This is a genomic window from Mesorhizobium huakuii (assembly GCF_030160235.1).
In the GTDB taxonomy this organism is placed as follows: Bacteria; Pseudomonadota; Alphaproteobacteria; order Rhizobiales; family Rhizobiaceae; genus Mesorhizobium; species Mesorhizobium huakuii.
The window spans coordinates 111,459-127,415 of the sequence record NZ_BSNY01000071.1; the positions used below are offsets into that span (position 1 = coordinate 111,459).

15 protein-coding genes are annotated in these 15,957 nt (G+C 64.6%); 4 read left to right on the forward strand and 11 right to left on the reverse strand.

What is annotated here, in order from left to right; translation table 11 throughout:
- Window positions 1-36 precede the first annotated feature (36 nt).
- Complete coding sequence (locus tag QQK95_RS32760) at window positions 37-2,319, forward strand: GumC family protein (protein WP_284278700.1); 2,283 nt, start codon at window positions 37-39, stop codon at window positions 2,317-2,319.
- Between the two features lie 15 nt (window positions 2,320-2,334).
- On the opposite strand, the gene QQK95_RS32765 is transcribed toward QQK95_RS32760, so the two are convergent.
- The 6 genes from QQK95_RS32765 to QQK95_RS32790 all read right to left on the reverse strand — a co-directional run bounded on the left by QQK95_RS32765 (window position 2,335) and on the right by QQK95_RS32790 (window position 8,150).
- Entirely contained in the window at window positions 2,335-3,168 is an 834-nt protein-coding gene (locus QQK95_RS32765; RefSeq protein WP_284278701.1) for a GNAT family N-acetyltransferase, read from the reverse strand.
- Between the two features lie 5 nt (window positions 3,169-3,173).
- Window positions 3,174-3,926, reverse strand: a complete 753-nt coding sequence (locus QQK95_RS32770; RefSeq protein WP_284278702.1) for an aspartate/glutamate racemase family protein — start codon at window positions 3,924-3,926, stop codon at window positions 3,174-3,176.
- A complete protein-coding gene (locus QQK95_RS32775; protein WP_284278703.1) occupies window positions 3,923-4,741 on the reverse strand; it encodes an ABC transporter permease in 819 nt (272 codons plus the stop codon). The genes QQK95_RS32770 and QQK95_RS32775 overlap by 4 nt, the downstream gene beginning before the upstream one ends.
- Window position 4,742: 1 nt before the next feature.
- Window positions 4,743-5,654, reverse strand: coding sequence for an ABC transporter permease (locus QQK95_RS32780; protein ID WP_284278704.1), 912 nt, complete (start codon window positions 5,652-5,654; stop codon window positions 4,743-4,745).
- An 83-nt stretch (window positions 5,655-5,737) separates the two neighbouring features.
- Entirely contained in the window at window positions 5,738-7,027 is a 1,290-nt protein-coding gene (locus QQK95_RS32785) for an ABC transporter substrate-binding protein (RefSeq protein WP_284278705.1), read from the reverse strand.
- Window positions 7,028-7,061: 34 nt separating this feature from the next.
- Window positions 7,062-8,150, reverse strand: coding sequence for an ABC transporter ATP-binding protein (locus QQK95_RS32790; protein ID WP_284278706.1), 1,089 nt, complete (start codon window positions 8,148-8,150; stop codon window positions 7,062-7,064).
- A 263-nt stretch (window positions 8,151-8,413) separates the two neighbouring features.
- On the opposite strand from QQK95_RS32790, the gene QQK95_RS32795 reads away from it, so the two are divergent.
- On the forward strand, window positions 8,414-9,124 hold the full coding sequence (locus tag QQK95_RS32795) for a GntR family transcriptional regulator (RefSeq protein ID WP_284278707.1): 711 nt from the start codon (window positions 8,414-8,416) through the stop codon (window positions 9,122-9,124).
- A 3-nt stretch (window positions 9,125-9,127) separates the two neighbouring features.
- Here QQK95_RS32795 and QQK95_RS32800 read toward each other — a convergent pair whose 3' ends face one another.
- Window positions 9,128-10,357, reverse strand: a complete 1,230-nt coding sequence (locus QQK95_RS32800) for a GNAT family N-acetyltransferase (protein WP_284278709.1) — start codon at window positions 10,355-10,357, stop codon at window positions 9,128-9,130.
- A 90-nt stretch (window positions 10,358-10,447) separates the two neighbouring features.
- On the opposite strand from QQK95_RS32800, the gene QQK95_RS32805 reads away from it, so the two are divergent.
- A complete protein-coding gene (locus QQK95_RS32805) occupies window positions 10,448-11,506 on the forward strand; it encodes a polysaccharide deacetylase family protein (RefSeq protein ID WP_284278710.1) in 1,059 nt (352 codons plus the stop codon).
- Window positions 11,507-11,579: 73 nt separating this feature from the next.
- Here the strand turns inward: QQK95_RS32805 and QQK95_RS32810 are convergent, their stop codons facing one another.
- Window positions 11,580-11,795 (reverse strand): DUF2842 domain-containing protein, encoded by a 216-nt coding sequence (locus tag QQK95_RS32810; RefSeq protein ID WP_115139454.1) that lies wholly within the window; start codon window positions 11,793-11,795, stop codon window positions 11,580-11,582.
- Between the two features lie 152 nt (window positions 11,796-11,947).
- On the opposite strand from QQK95_RS32810, the gene QQK95_RS32815 reads away from it, so the two are divergent.
- On the forward strand, window positions 11,948-13,039 hold the full coding sequence (locus QQK95_RS32815) for a COX15/CtaA family protein (protein ID WP_284278714.1): 1,092 nt from the start codon (window positions 11,948-11,950) through the stop codon (window positions 13,037-13,039).
- A gap of 28 nt (window positions 13,040-13,067) precedes the next feature.
- Here QQK95_RS32815 and QQK95_RS32820 read toward each other — a convergent pair whose 3' ends face one another.
- From QQK95_RS32820 to speB, 3 genes are read right to left on the reverse strand one after another with little or no spacing between them, the layout of a single operon-like run.
- On the reverse strand, window positions 13,068-13,907 hold the full coding sequence (locus QQK95_RS32820) for an aminoglycoside phosphotransferase family protein (protein WP_409371725.1): 840 nt from the start codon (window positions 13,905-13,907) through the stop codon (window positions 13,068-13,070).
- On the reverse strand, window positions 13,907-14,833 hold the full coding sequence (gene argC / locus QQK95_RS32825) for an N-acetyl-gamma-glutamyl-phosphate reductase (protein ID WP_284278717.1): 927 nt from the start codon (window positions 14,831-14,833) through the stop codon (window positions 13,907-13,909). The genes QQK95_RS32820 and argC overlap by 1 nt, the downstream gene beginning before the upstream one ends.
- 30 nt (window positions 14,834-14,863) lie before the next feature.
- Window positions 14,864-15,871, reverse strand: a complete 1,008-nt coding sequence (speB, locus tag QQK95_RS32830) for an agmatinase (RefSeq protein ID WP_010915634.1) — start codon at window positions 15,869-15,871, stop codon at window positions 14,864-14,866.
- Between the last annotated feature and the right edge of the window lie 86 nt (window positions 15,872-15,957).

Genomic DNA, 15,957 nt, shown 5'->3' on the forward strand with positions numbered 1-15,957 from the left:
ACGGTGCATCCTGACCCAGTTTCGGAGTAGGGATGCATGTCCGTTCAGTCCGCGGCCGCAGATGTCGACGTTGACCTCAGGCAGCTCTTCGCCAGCCTGGCGAGGAACTGGCTGCGCATATTGCTCTTCGTTCTGGTGGTGACCGGTCTGGCGTTTGCGTTCGCTTCGTTCGCGACCAAGCACTACAAGGCCCAGACGCAGGTGGAAATCGCCCCGCGCGAATCCGTCTACACCCGTCCGGCCGGCAGCAACAATGACGGCGACAAGCCGATCCTGGATGAGCAGGGCGTCGCCACCCAGGTCCAGATCATTTCGTCCAACGAAATCCTCAAGCAGGTGGCGCAGAAGCTCGGTCTGGCGCGGCTGCGTGAGTTCGACGAAACGATCAACATGTCGGCGCTCAGCCGCGTGCTGATCCTGCTTGGGTTGAAGAACGACCCGATGGATGTTCCGGCCGATGAACGCGTGTTGAAGAAGATGCGCGAGAAGCTCAACGTCTTCGGCGTTGAAAAGACCCGCATCATCGCCATCGAGTTCTCCTCAGAGGATCCCAAGCTCGCCGCCGCCATTCCCGATGCCATTGCCGCCGCCTATATTGCGGGGCAGGGCGCGGCCAAGAGCGAATCGAACACCGCCGCCGCCGACTTTCTGGCGCCCGAAATCGCCGACCTTTCGAAGCAGGTCAGGGATGCCGAGGCCAAGGTCGCGGCCTACCGCGCGCAGTCCGACCTGCTGATGGGCGGCAACAATGCCACTCTTGCCACCCAGCAGCTGGCCGAACTGTCGACCGAATTGTCGCGGGTGAGGGCCAATCGCGCCGCGGCGGAGGGTACCGCCGACAACGTGCGTAAGGCGCTGCAGAATGGCGGCTCGCTGGATTCACTGCCGGAAGTCCTGTCGTCCGACCTGATCCAGCGGTTGCGGGAGCGGCAGGCCGAGCTGCGCGCCACCATCGCCGACCTGTCGACGACGATGCTCGACAACCATCCGCGTGTCCGCGCCGCCAAATCACAGCTCGCCGATCTCGATGCGCAGATCCGCAGCGAAGCCCAGAAGATCATGAAGGGCCTGGTGATGCAGGCCGATGCCGCCAAGGCGCGCGAAAGCCAGCTCGTCTCCGACGTCAATCAGCTGAAAGCGGCTTCGGCGCAGGCCGGCGAACAGCAGGTCGATCTCGACGCGCTGCAGCGCGACGCTGCCGCCAAGCGCCAGCAGCTCGAGCTCTATCTGACCAACTACCGCGAGGCAGCTTCGCGTCAGGACCGCAACTATGCGCCGGTCGACGCCCGTGTCGCCTCGCCGGCTTCGGTGCCCTCCGAGCCATATTTCCCCAAGGTTGGGCCGATCGTTGGCGCGGCTGCGGCGGCTTCGCTTCTGCTGGCGGCCATATTCACCTTGTTGCGGGAACTCTTCTCGGGTCGCGCCATGCGCCCGGCTCCAGGCGCCCGTTTTGCGCCGATCGACGAAGTGGCCATGCCGGCAACTGCTCGCCAGCAGCCGGACGCCCTTGAGCCATCTGCCCTCCTTGAGCCGGCTGTCGCTAGCACGTTCGCCGATCGTGGCCCCGAGACGCAATGGCCCGAAGCGGTCACGGAACCGGAGATGGTGATGCAGCCGCGGCCCGTTGCCGAGCCTGAGCCTGCCGCCAAGGTTGAGCCAGTCGCCGAGGCCGAATCGGTCGCCGAGGCGGAGCCCGTCGTGGAAGCACAGCGGCCGCGCTCGGTGCTTGGTGAGATCGACATCGAGAAGGCCGCGGAAAGGCTGATCGCCAGCGGGGCCGCCCGCGCCATATTCGTTTCGCCCGAAGGCGACGAGGCAGCCGCGTCGGCGATCCTGGTGGCGCGCGAAGTGTCCGACGCCGGCCTGCGCGTCCTGCTGCTCGACCTCACCGCCTCGGGTGCTGCTTCGCGGCCGATGCTGGACAGCGGCCTTTTCCCGGGGATCACCGATCTGCTCGCCTCGCAGGCGCAGTTCAGCGACGTCATCCATGCCGATCTCTATTCCGATTGCCACGTCATTCCCGTCGGCACCGCCGATCCGGTCCGCGCCATGCGCGCGGCCGACCGGCTGCCGATCATCATGCAGTCGCTGACCACCGCCTACGATCTGGTGGTGGTCGAATGCGGGCCTGCCGACGCGCAAGGCATCAGCCGTCTGGGCGGCGAGGCCACTGAGGTGTTCCTGTCGATGCTCGAACCGGACGACGAGGTCACCAGGGCCGCGGTCAAGCTGATCGAAAGCGGTTATCCCGACCTGACGCTGGTGACGCCGCTGGGCCATGAGCCACCGGGCACACCGGGACGGCGCTCCGCGGCCTGAAAGCCGCCGCCCGGCCTATCCCAGCTCCAGCGTCGTCACGCCGAATACCCTCTTGGCATCGAGTTTCGGTGGCGTGCCTTGGTACATGCGGGTGGTGCTGAAGGTCGGTGAGAAACCGGCCGCCTCGAGCGCAGCGATGAAATCCACCTGGGTGGCCGGCACATCGACGTTCAATTCGCCACCACACGTGCCAGACAGTTCCCCGAACAGTTCGAGTGCGGTCTGCGCGTCGTCGGCAAAGAGCGGGCCGATCTTGAAGCCGCTGCGGCAGGCTCGCGCCACCGCATAGCCGGCCATCCCCCGCGAAGTGATCGCCGCCACGGCATGGTGTGGCGGCTGCAGCCATCGCTGCAGGAAAGACCGCCGGGGCGCGGGAAAGCAGAGCGCATCATAGGCGATGATGTCGGGCACCGGTTGCGCACTCACGATGCGAGACCGCGCGGCGCCGACGGGCAGGGCCGCGGGGCGCCCGCTGTAGCGAATGGTTTCGTAGACCGGCCTGAACCCCTTGCTGCGGTAGTTGGCCTGCTGCTCTTCGACGCCATCGAGGCCGATGGTGCGCCCGGCCAGCCTGTCCATGCCCGCGGCCCACACCGCCTTGCCGTTGCCCTTGCCGCGCATGTCCGGGCGGCTGATGTAGAGGCCGATGAAACCGAAATCCTGTCCGTAGGCCACCGCCGAGATCGCGGCGACCATTTCGTCCCCGACAAAGGCACCGATGAAACCCTCCGGGTCCGCTGCCTGGAACATTGCCGCGTCTTCAAGGCCGGGATTCCAGCCCTCGTCAGCCGCCCAGTCGATGAGATCAGTCAATTCCCCAAGCGACAGCGTGCGGATGATCGGTTTCATGGTGCTCACTCCGCGGCGACAGCTCCGGGCGAGAACGATTTCAGCATACCATTATAGGGCTTGGCCAGCGGGCTGGCATAGGCGCCGCGCTTCGATGTCGAAAGGCCCAGCGCAATCAGTGCTTCGGCCTGCTTGATCGCGGCGCCGACGCCGTCGATGACAGGCAGTCCGAAATCCGCCTGCAACTGGTGCGCAAGGTCTGCCATGCCGGCGCAGCCAAGCACGATGGCTTCGGCACGATCCTCCTCCACGGCCCGGGCGATCTCGTCGCGCAGCTTGCCAACCGCTCCCGATGCCGGATCCTCGAGCGCCAGCACCGGAATGTCGGCGGCCCGCACACGCGCCCGTCCCGCCATGCCGTAGCGCTGCACCAGCCCCTCCACCGGCACGCGCGAGCGTTCGGTGGTGGTCACGACGGTGAAGCGCTGGGCGATGAAGGAGGCGATGCCGAGTGCCGCCTCGCAGATGCCGATGACGGGAATGGCGGCCATGGCGCGCGCGGCGTCGAGGCCGGTGTCGTCGAAACAGGCGATGATCGCCGCCTGCGCACCGCCGCGCTCGCCGGCGGCGATCTCCATCAAAAGGCCCGGCACGGCCAGAGCCTCGTCATAATAGCCTTCGATCGAGGCCGGTCCCGTGGACGAGGTGACGGCGACGATTTCGGTCCCGGCGCCGGCAACGCCGCGCGCGGCCGCCGCGATGGTCTCCGTCATGCTCGCCGTCGTGTTGGGGTTCACCACCAGGATCTGCACGGTCATGCTCTCGCCCGGTGGCGGCCGACATAGAGGATAGCGCCCAGCGTCGCCAGGATCACCAGGAAGGAAAACACCGTCGTCACCGTGCCCAGCGCGTAGAGCACCGGCGTGGTGACATTGGTGGTCATGCCATAAATCTCGAGCGGCAGCGTGTTGAAGGTTCCCGATGTCATGAGCGTGCGGGCGAACTCGTCATAGGAGAGCGTGAAGCCGAACAAGCCGACGCCGATCAGGCTCGGTGCGATCATCGGCAGCACGACATGGACGAAGGTCTGCCAGGAGGTGGCGCCGAGATCGCGCGCGGCCTCCTCGTAAGCCGGCGAGAAGCGGTTGAAGACGGCGAACATGATCAGCACGCCGAACGGCAAGGTCCAGGTCAGATGCGCGCCGAAGGCCGACGTATACCAGGCCGGGCGCAGGCCGACCTGCTGGAAGACCACGCCGATGCCCAGCGAGATGATGATGGAGGGCACGACGAGACTGGCGACCGCCAGATAGAACAGGGCGGTGGCGCCGCGAAACTTCCGGCGGAAGGCAAGGCCCGCCAGCAGCGACACGATGACGGTGACGACCATCACCATCAGGCCCAGCACCAGCGAGCGCTTGAAGCTGCCGCCGAAATCGCCGACCGCCTGGCGTTCGAACAGATTGGCGAACCAGTGCAGCGACACGCCGTTGAGCGGGAAGGTGAGGCCCCCGGTCTCGCCCTGGAAGGACAGGATCAGGATCGCCGACAGCGGGCCGTAGAGGAACAGCACGAACAGCGCGAAGAAGGCCGCCAGCACGTAGAATTCGAGGGTGCGTTTTTCGTGGCTCACGTCAAAGCTCCCGGCGGATATCGACGATGCGCAGGATGCCGGCGACCATCAAGAGCACCAGCACCAGCAGCACCACGGCGTTGGCGGCGGCGGCCGGATATTGCAGCAGCGACATCTGGTTCTTCATCATCAGCGCCACGGAAGCGCTCTGGCCGCCCGACATCACCTGCACGGTGGAAAAATCCGCCATCACCAGCGTGACGACGAAGATGGTGCCGATCGCCATGCCGGGCTTGGCCAGCGGAAGGATGACGTTCCAAAGCACCTGCCAGCCGGAGGCGCCGGCGTCGCGAGCGGCCTCGACCAGCGAGCGGTCGATGCGCATCAGCGTGTTGAAGATCGGCGTCACCATGAACAGCGTGTAGAGGTGCACCATGGCAAGCACGACCGCGAATTCGGAATAGAGCAGCCACTCGATGGGTTTTGGCACCAGGCCCATATGCACCAGCGTCGAGTTGATCAGCCCGTTGCGGCCGAGCACCGGGATCCACGAGATCATGCGGATGATGTTGGAGGTCAGGAACGGCACGGTGCAGACCAGGAACAGCACCATCTGCATGGCCGTGGTGCGGATGTGGAAGGCGAGGAAATAGGCGACCCAGAAGCCGATGAACAAGGTCAGCACCCAGACGATGGCCGCGAACTTGATTGTGTTGAGATAGGTCTTCCAGGTGACCCAGGAGCCCAGCACGTCGGAATAGTTGGTTGTCAGGAAATCCGGATACATGGCGGCGAAGTCGTAATCCCAGAAGGACACGACGACGATCATGATGATGGGCAAAAGCAGGAACGCGCCGAGGATCAGCGCCAGCGGAGCCGACTGCAGATAGGGCGCGACGGCACCGAGAGAAAAGCGGCGGCGTCTCACGGGCTTAGTGGCGGCGATTGCAGGGCGTTCGAGCGCGACTGTCATCAAGGCTCTCGGGTTTGGCGATGCGGCCTGAACCGCGTGCCCTTCTCCCGCTAGCGGGAGAAGGGAAGAGGAGGGGCGCAGCCTTACGCCGCGATGAACTCGTTCCAGCGCTTCACCATGTAGCGGTCCTCGTCCATCACCGAATTCCAGCAAGCGACCTTGCCCATGCGCTCCTCGAACGAGCCGCCATCGCGCACGGCGCCGGCCTTTTCCATGACGGTGCCGTCGGGCGCCTTGATCTCGCCCTTGGCCGGCTTGCCCTCGATCCAGTAGCCCCACTCGTCCTCGGTCATGAACTTCTTGGCCGAGACCATGTTGGCGGAGTAGTAGCCCTGGCGGTTGAGGTAGCCGCCGACCCAGCCCGACGTGTACCAGTTGATGTATTCGTAGGCAGCGTCGAGCTCCGCGCCCTTGAGGTGGGCGGCAAGGCCGAGACCGCCGCCCCATGAGCGATAGCCTTCCTTGAGCGGCTGGAAGCGGCAGGGAATGCCCTTGGAGCGCACCGCGGCTACCGCGGGCGACCACATGGACTGGATGACCACTTCGCCCGACGCCATCAGGTTCACGCTCTCGTCGAAGGACTTCCAGAAGGCACGGAACTGGCCGCCCTGCTTGGCCTTGATCAGGAAGTCGATCGTCTTGTCGATCTCGTCCTTGGTCATGTTGCCCTTGTCGGCATATTTTATGTTGCCCATGGCTTCCATGATCATGGCGGCATCCATGATGCCGATGGAGGGAATGTTGAGGATGGCGGTCTTGCCCTTGAAGGCCGGGTCCATGATGTCGGCCCAGCTGGTGATGTCGCGGCCGACGAGGTCAGGGCGGATGCCCAGCGTGTCGGCATTGTAGATGGTGGGCACCATGGTGAACCAGTTGGTCGGTGCCTTGGCGAAGGTCTTGGAGTCCTGCGCCTCGACATAGCCCACCGTGTGCGGCGCCGTGCCCTGGGCGATCACGCTGTCGGGGGTGAGCTTGCCGGTTTTGAACAGCGGCACCAGCTCGTCGTAATATTTCAGCTTGCTGACATCCATCGGCTGCAGCACGCCGGTGGGGAACACCTTCTTGCAGATCCAGTATTCGATATCGGCGATGTCGTAGCTGTCGGGCTGGGTCACGGCGCGCTGGGCGGCGGCGTCGGAATCGGTCGCCGTCATCTCCAGTGTGATGCCGAGGTCGGCCTTGCACTTGTCGGCGATGGCGTTGAGGTTCGACACGCCGGTGCCGAACTGGCGCAGCGTGATGTTGGACTGCGCCCAGATGGTCGGGAAGCCCGTGATGACGCCCGAGCCGGCGGCGAGGCCGACGGCGGCCGCACCCGTCTTGAGCAGCGAGCGGCGGGAGATGCCAGTCTTGGTTTGTACTGTGTCTGTCATGTCTATTCCCCTGTCTTGTTTTGCTTGGTTGATTTCATGAATGAAGGCGGCCGAGGACGATCGCATCCTCGGCATCCCAGGCGAGCGGTACGGCGTCGCCAATGGCGACGGGTTTGGAGAAGAAGTCGGAATCGTCGATGATGACGGTGAAGTCGTCGATACCTGCACCGGTGGCGGAGAGCTTCACCGTGGCGCCGCGATATTCGATGTTGGCGACGATGCCGGTGAAGCCGAGCCCGGGCGCGGGCGCTTCGCCGATGCGCACATGGTCGGTGCGGATGGCGATGTCGATCGGCGCTCCCGCCTGCTGCGGCTTGCCGCTGGCGGCGAGCGAGCCGCCGCCATTGACGTCGAAGACGACCATGCCGTCCCGGCTGCCGGTAACCCGGCCGGCGATGACATTGTGGTCGCCCATGAAGCGTGCGACGAAGGCCGTGGCCGGCCGCTCGAACACGTCGCGCGGCGGCGCCGCCTGTTCGATGCGGCCGTCATTCATCACCACGATCAGGTCGGCAAGCGCCATCGCCTCCTCCTGGCTGTGAGTGACATGGACGAAGGTGATGCCGAGCGACGTCTGCAATTTCTTCAGCTCGGCGCGCATGCGGATCTTCAGGAACGGATCGAGCGCCGAAAGCGGCTCGTCGAGCAGCAGCGCCTCGGGATCGGTGATCAAGGCGCGCGCGAGCGCGACGCGCTGCTGCTGGCCGCCGGAAAGCTGCGCCGGGCGACGCGTCGCATAGGCCTCCATCTGCATCAGCTTCAGCATGTCGAGCGCCTTGGCGCGGCGCTTGTCTTTGTCGAGGCCCTTCATCTTCAGGCTGAAGGCGACATTGTCGATGAGGTCGAGATGCGGGAACAGCGCATAGGACTGGAACATCATCGCCGTGCCGCGCTTGGCCGGCGGCAGGTCGGTGACGACGGTGTTGCCGAGCCGGATGTCGCCGGACGAGATGCTTTCGTGGCCGGCGATCATACGTAGCGTCGAGGTCTTGCCGCAGCCGGAGGGTCCGAGCAGGCAGCAATAGGTGCCCGCCGGTATCTTCAGGCTGATATCCTCGACGGCAGTCGTCGTTCCATAGACTTTCGAAACGGACACGATGTCGATCTCGGCGGCTTTGGACATTCAGGCTTCCCCGTTTGGTCGCATTAACCAATGCATCATGCGTGCCAATATCGGGGTCACTGGCCAAGCATTTGAATTGTCTAAAAAATCAGGATTCTTGTCTGCTGCCTGCCTGGCAGGCTGCCTTGTGCATTGCACAAATTATGGGCGATTGTTCGCGATCTGCACAAAAATCGTATGCAATCTTTTTTGGCTTTGTGTTCACTTTGCCTCTCGTGCGCAAACGGCGAGTCGCGCTAGAAGGGGGCGGGAACATCATCGCCATGAATATCGCCGATCAGATTTATTCCACCGACAGCGCCAATCAGGATCGCGCGCAGGCGATCCGCGACAATCTGCGCGACGCCATTGTCGACCGCCGGCTGGCGCCGGGCACCAAGCTTTCGGAGGGCGAGGTCGGCACGCTGTTTGATGTGTCGCGCACCGTGGCGCGCGCGGCGCTGCAGATGTTGTCCTTCGAAGGCCTGGTGCGCACGGAGCGTAATCGCGGCGCTTTCGTCGCCAACCCATCGCCCGAGGAAGCGCGCCAGGTGTTCGCCTCGCGCCGGCTGATCGAGCCCGGCATTGCCATTGCCGCCTGCGGGCGCGTCACATCAGCCGACATCACTGCCTTCAGGGCGCAACTCGACGAGGAGGGCCGCTTCATCGCCGAGCGCGGCCCGACCGCGCGGCGTTCCGAGATCAAGGCGTCCGGCGATTTCCATCTGCTGCTTGCTTCGGTCGCCGGCAACGCCATCCTGCAGCGCTTCATGGAGGAACTGGTCGCGCGCTCTTCGCTTGTCATCGCGCTTTACGGGCGGTCTGGCGTGTCAGCCTGCGGGCACAGCGAGCACACGGAAATTGTCGGTGCGCTGGAGAGCAGCGATTGCGAACGGGCCAGCCAGCTGATGCTGCATCACATCGACCATATCGAGGCCGATCTCGATCTGCGCGTCAGGGCGGGACCGGCGCTCAAGGAAGCCCTCAATTTCTGAGAATTAGCTCTCGTCCTCACCAGCCGCGGGCGCTGGCTGTCCAGATGCCTTGCGGCGCAGCATCTTGGTCAGCTTCCAGATCGCCGGGCTGTTCTTGACGAAGGCCTTCAGCCGCGCGCCATGGCGAAGCATCTGCGCCAGCGCGCGGCCCTTCAGCGTCAGCGGGACCAGCACCTCGAAATGCCGGGTTTCGATATCGCACCACTGCCGCTTGTAGGGCTCGTCGCCGACGGAGAAATCGTAGATGGCGAAACCGCTCTCGCAGGCTTCCTGGATGTTGTCGAAGAACAGGAAATCGCCGGGACTGCTGTAGGCGAGATCGTCCTCGGCGATCGCTCCGAACTCGCAGATCAGGCGTTTCCCGGAGCGGCTCGACCCGGTGATGGCGCGCAGCTTGCCGGCGACTTCCAGGCCATGCAGCACGAACGAGGGCGTGTCCTCGGCCAGGGCCTGCGTGAACAGCGCCCGGAAGAAGGCGCGCGTCTGGTCGTCGCCGAAGACATTGGCGATGCCCATCTTGCGGAAGCGGAGCTCCTTCATCTCGAAGAAGGCGTCGAGCAGCCTTTCCACCTTATCCGGGCTGCGCGCCTCGATGCGCCGATGGCTGCCGACGGCCTCGAATTTGCGCGTCTGCGACCGATGTTTCTTGCGTTTGCGCTTGCCGCTGGCGCGCAGCAGCAGTGCATCGAAGCCACCGGCAAGGTTGACAGCCAGCGAAAGATTGGGGCTGGCGAAATGATCGAGCGATGCGAGCGGATTGGCGATGCCGTCGAGATCGGGCAGCAATCGTTCCAGCGCGATGAGATCGATGTCGGGCCGGGCCTTGGCAATGGCCCCGAACACTGAGCCGACGGCCGCGCTCTCCGCCCTGGCAAGCCATTGCGGGTCGGCGGCGGCGAAATTGCCATTCGCATGGCGGCCGCCCATGAAACGGGCGACCCGGAACGGCCCTTGGCTGACAACCTCCAGCGCCAGGGCAAAGACCGGCTTGCCTCCGAGGGTGAGTGTGGCCACGAGCAGATCCGGCTTGACCTGCGCGGCCCAGTTCAGGATCCATGTCGAACCCTGTGCCGGTGCATGGAGCGCCGAGCGGCAGAACCCTGCATAGGCCGCGAGTCCATCGGCTGCGGCAACGGAAACCGATGGCCCGGCGGCATCCTTCGGCAGGGCGCGTGGCGAAGCCTCGGTCGCCGCGAGCCGATTGCCGTCAAATGACGCCATTGCGTCAACCATACCTCAATCCTTAAGGCGTATTGATCCCGATTTGGGGGGCGCTCAGGCGTATTCCGTGCTTGGATCAGCCTAGGCGCAAAAGGTGAATGAATGATCGACGGTGGGGAGGCAATCCGGAAACTGGCGCTCAACGTCGCCCGCTATACCGGCCTCGCACCGCTGGCCAGGCCGTTTGTCGGCGGCATCGGCGCCATCCTGATGTTGCACCGCGTGACGGCGACACCGGAAAAGCCCGACAGCGTCAACCGGCACCTCAACATCGCGCCCAGTTTCCTTGACGCCGTGATCGCCGACATGAAGGCGGACGGCTATGCCTTCGTCTCGATGGACGAAGCGGTCGAACGCATCAAGGCCGGCGGCAAGGGCGGCCGGTTCGCCACCATCACCGCGGATGATGCCTATCGCGACAACATGACCGAGGCCCTGCCGGTGCTGGAAAAGCACGGCGCGCCGATCACCATCTATGTCGCGCCGGGGCTGATCGACGGCACCGCCGATCTGTGGTGGGACGTGGCCGAGGATATCGTCAACGCGTGCGACCGCCTGACTTTGTCGACCTCGAATGGTCCGACGGTGATCGACTGCGCTACCCCCGCCAGGAAAAGCCAGGCCATAACCCGGTTGCACGCCTACCTCGCCACCGAGGTCCGCGAAGAAGATCTGCGCACCGTGCTGCGCGATCTCGCCAGTTCGAATGGCGTCGACGCGGATGCCTCGCGCCTGCGGACGCTGATGAACTGGGATGAGGTCCGCACCGTCGCCGCGCATCCGCTGGTGACCATCGGCGCCCACACGATCAACCACAGCAATCTGAAGCGGCTTTCCGAAACCGACGCTCGGCGCGAGATCGGCGCCGTGAAGGACATGTTGCGAGCAGAGCTTGGCAGGGAGCCACGCCATTTCGCCTATCCCTACGGCTATGCAAGCGCCGTCGGCTGCCGCGAAGTCGGCTTTGCCCGCGACGCCGGCTATGTCTCCGCCGTGACGACCCGCCATGGCGTGCTGCGCGCCGAACATGCCGGCTTCCTGCATGCCTTGCCGCGCATTTCGATCAATGGCCGCTACCAGAGCCTCGCCCATATCCGCACCATGCTGTCGGGCGTGACGACGCCGCTCGCCAATGCCGGTCAGATGGTCGTCACCATCTGACCGGGGTCTGCCGTCAATCCGTCATGCGTGTTGATCCAGCCGCGTATGCCTCTGCGAACCGAGGCAGCCCGTTTCAGCCTTTCGAGCGCGGCTCCAGCATCAACCACTTGATGATGCCCATCGCCGGCAGCACCCAGAGCAGGCCGCTGAACAGGAAGAACAGGAAGTGCACCAGCGCGCCCGATTCCGAAAGACGGGCGACTGCGAAGATCGATGCGACCAGCGCGTAGATGATGACCAGTGCCACCAGCAGGAACATTCCGATCAGCTTTTTCAGGCGAATGGGCATGGCTTGGCCTCGTTGATCGCTATCGCTTAGGCCGAACGTAGGACACGCGCAACCCGCGACATCGGGCGCGACGGCGTGCCGCGCTGCACGGGCTTGCAAGCACGGATGCGATGGTCCACCAATCCGCCACCTCAACCGGACGGGACAAGATCATGGCTGCCCTATCAGCCGCCGCGCCATACGTCGCCCGCAACCGCGACCTGCACAACCGCGCGCTGGTGCGCGGCTGGCTTTATGCCGTGCTTCTGGTGCTGTTTGCGCTGGTGCTGGTCGGCGGCGCCACCCGGCTTACGGAGTCCGGCCTGTCCATCACCGAATGGCAGCCGATCCATGGCGTCATCCCGCCGCTCAACGACGCCGAGTGGCAGGAGGAATTCCAGCGCTACCAGCAGATCCCGCAATACACCGAGCTCAACAAGGGCATGAGCATCGAGGCGTTCAAGTCGATCTTCTGGTGGGAGTGGGCGCATCGTCTCTTGGCGCGCAGCGTCGGCCTGGTCTTTGCCTTGCCGCTGCTTTTCTTCTGGGTGAGCCGCCGCATCGAGCGCGGCCTCGGGCCAAAGCTGGTCGGCATCCTTCTCCTCGGCGCCCTGCAGGGCGCCATCGGTTGGTGGATGGTGGCCTCAGGCCTTGTCGACCGCGTGTCGGTGAGCCAGTACAGGCTGGCGACCCATCTGACGCTGGCGGCGCTGATCTTCACCGCCACCATGGTCGTCGCGCGTGGCCTGGCGCCGCATTCCGAGCCGGCCGCCGATCGCTCGACACAGCGTGTGGCCGGCTTCATCGTGCTCCTGGCGCTGGTCCAGATCTATCTCGGCGGCCTGGTCGCCGGGCTCGACGCCGGCCTGAGCTACAACACCTGGCCGCTGATGGACGGCAAGATCATCCCCGGCGATCTGCTGATCCTCGAACCGGCATGGCGCAACTTCTTCGAGAGCCCGAAGACGGTGCAGTTCATTCATCGACTCGGCGCCTATACGGTCTTCGCCGTCGCACTCTGGCACATGATCTCCACGCGCCGGCGGCTGCCCGGCTCGACCCATGCCCGCCGCGCGACGCTGTTGTTTGTGCTGGTGCTGGTGCAGGCCTCGATCGGCATCGGCACGCTGCTGATGCAGGTACCGCTGCATATGGCACTCACCCACCAGGGCTTTGCGCTGATCGTATTGGGTTTCGCCGCCGCGCACTGGCGCGGCACCAAGGGCGCTTATCGCTTGTCGCAGGATGTCGTGCTCAGGAGTTAATGCGGAGCCTCTCGGCCCGTCCCTGAGGTCAGAAATTCGCTCGCACGGCGCGGATTGCCCCGGCGATCGACAGTTCGCGGTTCTCATCGACCGCATTGTCGTCCTCGTGGTGCCAGGCCGCCGACAGACAGCCATAGGCGATGGCATGGTCCAGTATCGCTGCCGGTGACTGCCCAAGCGTCTTGGCAAAGACTTCGGCCATGTGCGCGATCCGCTGCGGATCGAGGCAGAGCGCGTCGCGGTCGAGCGGGTTGTAGAACATGTTGGCTGCGTCGAAGCCGGGGTCGCCGAGCACGCCCTTCGGATCGATCACCAGCCAGCCGCGCGGCCCGTGCAGGATGTTGTCATGGTGCAGGTCGCCATGCAGCGGCCTGATGTCGTGCGGGTTGGACAGCAGCCGCTCGGCGATGGCGGCTGCCTCGACATAGAGGCTGTCATCACCGGTAGCGCGATCGGTCGCGGCTTTCCCGAACAGGCTGGCGTACCGCTCCCTGAGCGGCTGAAGCTCGGGCGGGTAGGGGTGTTGTGACGGCGAAAACAATTTCGCCATCAGCTCGGCCGCGATTGCGGTTGCGGCGTTGTCTCCCTGCTGGTCGAGAATTCCTGAGAGCAGGGTTTCGCCGGCATATTCGAGCAGCATGCTGTGGCCATCGCGGCCAAGCAGGCGCACCGCGCCTTCGCCGCGCCGCCAGGCGAGGAAATGCTCGCCACGCAATTCGTCGGCGACATCGTCGAAAGGTTTGAGCGCCTTGACGACGGCCGGCGAGCCGTCGTCGCGAACAACCTTCCAGATGCGGCTCGAAAAAGTCTCAGCGATGAGTTCGGGCGCGCTGACTTTCCAGCGCGCCGGGAAGGCTGGTGCGTCCATCAAAGCCCGAGCATCAGGTCCATGTTCTGGACGGCGGCACCCGAGGCGCCCTTGCCGAGATTGTCATAGACCGCCAGCAGCAGCGCCTGCGCGCGCTTGTCGTTGGCAAAGACATAGACCTTCATGCGGTTGGTGCCGTTGTAGATCTCGGGGTCGATCTCCGGCATGCGCTCCAGATGCGCATAGGGCGCCACCTCGACCACGCCGCCCTTGATGGCGGCGAAATGGTCGGCAATGGCGGCATGAAGTTCTGCGCCTGTCGGCACATGCTCGAGGCCGCCGAGTTGCAGCGGCACCACGGTGATCATGCCCTGGGCGAAATTGCCAACCGCCGGCTGCATGATCGGGTCATGCGACAGCTTTGCATAAGCCCGCAGTTCCGGCACATGCTTGTGCTGCAGGGTCAGGCCATAGGGCAGGAACTCCGAGGCGTCCTCGCCCTTGGCGACATAGTCCTCGATCATCGGGCGTCCGCCGCCCGAATAGCCGGAAATGCCGTTGACGGTGATCGGGAAATTGGCCGGCAGCAGGCCCGATGTGACCAGGGGCCTCAGCGTTGCGATCGGTCCCTGCGGCCAGCAGCCAGGATTGGCGACGCGCTTGGCCGAGGCGATCGTCTTGGCTTGCTCCTTGTCCATCTCGGCGAAGCCATAGGCCCAGCCTTCGGCGACACGATGCGCGGTCGACGCATCGATCACCTTCGTGGTGTCGTTGGCGATCAGCGAGACGCTTTCCTTCGCCGCATCGTCCGGCAGGCACAGGATCGCGATATCGGCGGCATTGAGGAATTCGGCGCGCGCCGCCGTTTCCTTGCGCCGCTCCGTCGGGATGGAAATGATCTCCAGGTCGCCGCGCTCGGCAAGCAGCGCCCGGATCTGCAGGCCGGTGGTGCCGTGCTCGCCGTCGATGAAGATTTTCGGTTTCATGACCTGATCAAATTCCCTGATATTCCGAGACTATATGCCGTTACCGTGATTCACCGCGGCACCGTTGTGATTGCCGTTGTTCATCTCTTCCTGCCGTGCCTTTCGTTCAGCCAGCAGGCCGAGATACTGCATGGCGACCATCGAGCCGGCGATCGCCGTTATATCGGCGTGATCATAGGCCGGCGCAACCTCCACGACATCGGCGCCGACAATATCGACCTGGTTGAGCTGGCGCAGCGTCGACAGGATCTTCGCCGAGGACGGCCCGCCAGCCACCGGCGTGCCGGTTCCGGGCGCATAGGCAGGGTCAAGGCAGTCGATGTCGAAGGTGAGGTACGTCTTCTTGCCGCCGGTGCGGTCGACGATGGCGTAGGCGATGTCGGAGGCCCGCATCTCCTCGATTTCGTGGCCGTAGAGGATCTTGATGCCGAACGTGTCGGGGGCGTGCGTCCGGATGCCGATCTGGATCGACCGGTCGGGATCGATGATGCCTTCCTTGACCGCGCGGCCGACGAAGGATCCGTGGTCGATGCGCTTGCCGTCGTCCTCCCACGTGTCCTGATGCGCGTCGAACTGCACCAGGGCAAGCGGTCCGTGGATGGCGGCATGCGCCTTGAGCAGCGGCCAGGTGACGAAATGGTCGCCGCCCAGCGTCAAAAGGAAGGCGCCTGATTTCAGGATCTTCGCCGCTTCGCGTTCGATCGTGCCTGGCGTCTTCTGGTGGTTGCCGGAATCCAGCAGGCAGTCGCCGTAGTCGACCACCGCGAGATGTTCGAACAGATCGCGCGAGAACGGGTACTGCGGGTCATTGTCGAGGATCGCCGAGGCGCGGCGTATAGCCTGCGGCCCGAATCGGGCGCCGGGCCGGTTGGTGACGGCGGCGTCGAAGGGGATGCCCCACACCACCGCGTCCGCGCCTTTCACATCCTTGGTGTATTTGCGCCGCATGAACGACAGCGCGCCGGAGTAGGTCGGCTCAAGGGCGCCGCCCGTTTTGGAGCGGGCGGTGAAGGCATGGTCGATGTTCTTGGTCGCCATTACTGGTCCTCGTTTTCATCGGGGTGCAACAACTACAGAACCGGCATGGAAGATGCCAGTCACAGCTTGGGGAGACGAAACGGCGC